Genomic DNA, 3,201 nt, shown 5'->3' on the forward strand with positions numbered 1-3,201 from the left:
CGTTAGAACGAGCCGACTCGGCTATCCGGCGACGTGCGCGAGGATGCCGTCGATGATCCGGGCCAGGCCGTAGTCGAGCTCGCGCGCGGGGTCGGTGGCCGCCTGGTAGGCCTCGCCGGCGGCGGTGCCGACCCGGTTGGCCAGCGGATAGTGGCTGCCCGCCATGACCTCGCTCAGGGTGTCGTAGTTGGCCTCCCACCACTGTGACTCGGTCATCCCGGTGACCTGCTCGGCACGTCGCTTCATGAGCTCGCTGCGCGCGATGTTGCCCGCGAACCCGATCAGCACGGCGACGGTCTGGTCCATCTCCAGGTCCGAGAGCCCGAGACCGTCGACCGCCTGCAGCTGCCACTCGTAGCGGTCGCTCATGTTGGGCCCGAGCCAGGGGCGTACGTCCTGCACCTCGAGCAGCCACGGATGGGCCCGGAGCTCGTCGTGGGTGAGGTTGGCGACCAGCTCGAGGCGCTTGCGCGGGTCCGTGGGCAGCTCCGGCAGCTCGGCGCGGCCGGTCACCTGGTCGGCCATGAGCACCAGCAGCGCGTCCCGGTTGGGCACGTAGGAGTAGAGCGTCATCGCCCCCAGGCCGAAGCGCTGGGCGATCGCGCGCATCGTCACGGCAGCCAGGCCCTCGGCGTCGGCGAGGTCGATCGCGGCGTCGACGATCTCGTCGACGCTCACCTTCTGCTTCGGACCCCGTTTCGACCTGGGCTCCTCGCGCGCCCCGCCCCGATGGCGCCACAGCAGGCGAAGGGAGGGATCCGTCTGGTCTGGCTGGTCCGGCACGTCGCTCATCGTAACCTCATCCGAAATAATTTCGTACGTCGTACGGAACAAATGCTACAGTCGCTCCGTTGAGATCTTCGTACAGCGTACGAAATTGGAGGAACGTATATGCCGAACGACGCCAAGCCGGTGCCGCCGCGCTGGCTCAAGCCGATGAACAAGGTCTTCATGACCCTGTCGAAGACCGGGATCGGGATGAAGGAGCTGCCGGTGCTCACCGTGCCGGGCCGCACGAGCGGCAAGCCCCGCAGCACCCCGCTCTCCGTGCTGGACCTGAACGGCGGGCGCTACCTGCTCGAAGGCTTCCCGGGCGCCGACTGGGCGCGCAACGTACGTGCCGCCGCCGGCCGCGCAACCCTCCGGATCGGGAGGAGCACGGAGGATGTGCGCCTCGTGGAGGTCGAGGGAGACGAAGCACTGACGGTGCTCCGGCTCTGGCCCGACCGGATGGCCGACGGGGCGAAGATCATGCTCGACGCCGGGGTGGTCACGGACCTGACGCCGGAAGCCTTCGAGACGGTGGTCGGGCAGTGCGGCGTGTTCCGGATCGAGGTGGCGCGATGAGTCCGCTCTCCGCCCGCGGCGTGCGCAAGCGCTACCGCGACACCCAGGCGCTCGACGGCCTCGACCTCGAGGTCGCCGCCGGCACCGTGCACGCCCTGCTGGGGCCCAACGGCGCCGGCAAGTCGACTGCGGTGAACGTCTTCGCGACCCTGACCCGGCCCGACGCCGGCGAGGTGCGCGTCGGCGGCCACGATGCCGTACGCCACCCCGCCCGGGTCCGCTCCACGATCGGCCTGGTCGGGCAGAGCGCCGCCCTCGACGAGGCCCTCCACGGCCGCGAGAACCTGGTCATGTTCGGCCGCCTCCACGGCCTCTCGAAGGCCGATGCCGTACGCCGCTCCCGCGACCTCCTCGACGCCTTCGGCCTCACCGATGCCGGCGACAGGAAGGTCTCGGGCTACTCCGGCGGGATGCGCCGCCGGCTCGACATCGCCGCCGGTCTGGTCACCCGGCCGCGGATCCTCTTCCTCGACGAGCCAACCACCGGGCTGGACCCGCGCGGCCGCCACGAGGTCTGGGAGATGGTGCGCCAGGTGGTCGCCGACGGGACCACGGTGCTGCTGACCACGCAGTACCTGGACGAGGCCGACCAGCTGGCCGGGATGGTGACCGTGCTGGGCGAGGGCCGGGTGATCGCCTCGGGCACCCCGGCATCGCTCAAGGACGAGCTCGGCGGCGACCGGGTGATCCTCACCGCACTCGATCCCGAGCACCTCGACCGGATGGCGTCGGCCCTGGGGCCGGCGGTCACCGTCTCCGCGGAAACCCTGGAGGTCACGGTCGAGGCCGGCGCCTCGGGCGGCGGCGCGACCCTGGTCGAGGTCGTACGCACCCTGGACGCCGCCAGGATCAACGTCGACGACGTGCTGCTGAGACGACCGACCCTCGACGAGGTGTTCCTGCACGTGACCAGCCCCGACCACCGACGTACCCCTGAAGGAGCCGCCTGATGTCCGCTCTCGCCGCGACCCTGCGCCAGTCGTGGGTGATCACGCTTCGTGACCTCAAGCACTGGCAACGCGAACCCTGGGGAATCGTCTTCGGCATCCTGTTCGCGATCATGATGCTGCTGGTCTTCGGCTACCTGTTCGGCGGCGCTATCCAGATGCCGGGCGGCGGTGACTACCTGCACTACCTGCTGCCGGGCGTGCTCGCGCTGACCATGATGTTCGGTATCGACGGCACCATGGCGGTCGTCACCGAGGACACCAAACGCGGCGTCACCGCGAGGTTCAGGTCGCTGCCGATCTCCAGCCTGGCGGTGCCTGCGGGCCGGGCGGTGGCCGACCTCGCCAACTCCGCGCTCCAGCTGGCCGTACTGATGGTTGGCGGCTTGCTCATCGGATGGCGCGTCGACGCCTCGCTGGGGTCGGCGCTCACCGCGGTCGGGCTGCTGCTGTGGCTGCGCCTGGCGATGCTGTGGCTCGGCATCTTCCTCGGCTTGACCCTGCGGATGGAGGGTGCGCTGACGATGGTGCAGGTGCTGGTGTGGCCCTTGGGGTTCACATCGAACCTGTTCGTTCCCGCCGAGACGATGCCCGACTGGCTGGGCTTCCTGGCCTCCTGGAACCCGGTCTCCGCCACCGCCGCGGCGTGCCGCGACCTGTTCGGCAACCCCACCGGCATCACCGAGGGCGTGCTCGCCGACCACGCGATGCTCTTGGCACTGGCCTGGCCCGCGGTGCTGATGGCGATCTTCGTCCCGCTCTCGACCCGCGCCTTCCGGCGTCTGGGCTGAGAGTCCGGGCTGAGAGTCTGGGCTGAGAAAGCAGAACGGGCCCGGGAAGGCGATGCCATCCCCGGCCCGTTGACGGGTGGGTGGGGGTCAATCGGTGGCCGGTTCGAGGCCGTCGG

4 protein-coding genes are annotated in these 3,201 nt (G+C 70.0%); 3 read left to right on the forward strand and 1 reads right to left on the reverse strand.

Translation table 11 applies throughout. The features are described from left to right. Positions 1 to 21: 21 nt before the first annotated feature. Positions 22 to 783: a TetR/AcrR family transcriptional regulator gene (locus tag ACFU7D_RS29160; RefSeq protein ID WP_378873896.1), complete on the reverse strand. Its 762-nt coding sequence runs from the start codon at positions 781 to 783 to the stop codon at positions 22 to 24. A 108-nt stretch (positions 784 to 891) separates the two neighbouring features. On the opposite strand from ACFU7D_RS29160, the gene ACFU7D_RS29165 reads away from it, so the two are divergent. The 3 genes from ACFU7D_RS29165 to ACFU7D_RS29175 are packed head-to-tail and all read left to right on the forward strand — an operon-like array spanning position 892 to position 3,085. Continuing rightward, the gene (locus ACFU7D_RS29165) at positions 892 to 1,347 is read left to right on the forward strand and encodes a nitroreductase/quinone reductase family protein (protein WP_378873899.1); all 456 of its coding nucleotides are present in this window, start codon (positions 892 to 894) and stop codon (positions 1,345 to 1,347) included. After that, entirely contained in the window at positions 1,344 to 2,297 is a 954-nt protein-coding gene (locus ACFU7D_RS29170; protein ID WP_378873902.1) for an ATP-binding cassette domain-containing protein, read from the forward strand. Before ACFU7D_RS29165 ends, ACFU7D_RS29170 begins: the two co-directional genes overlap by 4 nt. After that, the gene (locus tag ACFU7D_RS29175; protein WP_378873905.1) at positions 2,297 to 3,085 is read left to right on the forward strand and encodes an ABC transporter permease; all 789 of its coding nucleotides are present in this window, start codon (positions 2,297 to 2,299) and stop codon (positions 3,083 to 3,085) included. Before ACFU7D_RS29170 ends, ACFU7D_RS29175 begins: the two co-directional genes overlap by 1 nt. Positions 3,086 to 3,201 lie beyond the last annotated feature (116 nt).

The organism is Nocardioides sp. NPDC057577 (assembly GCF_042801335.1).
GTDB lineage: Bacteria > Actinomycetota > Actinomycetes > Propionibacteriales > Nocardioidaceae > Nocardioides.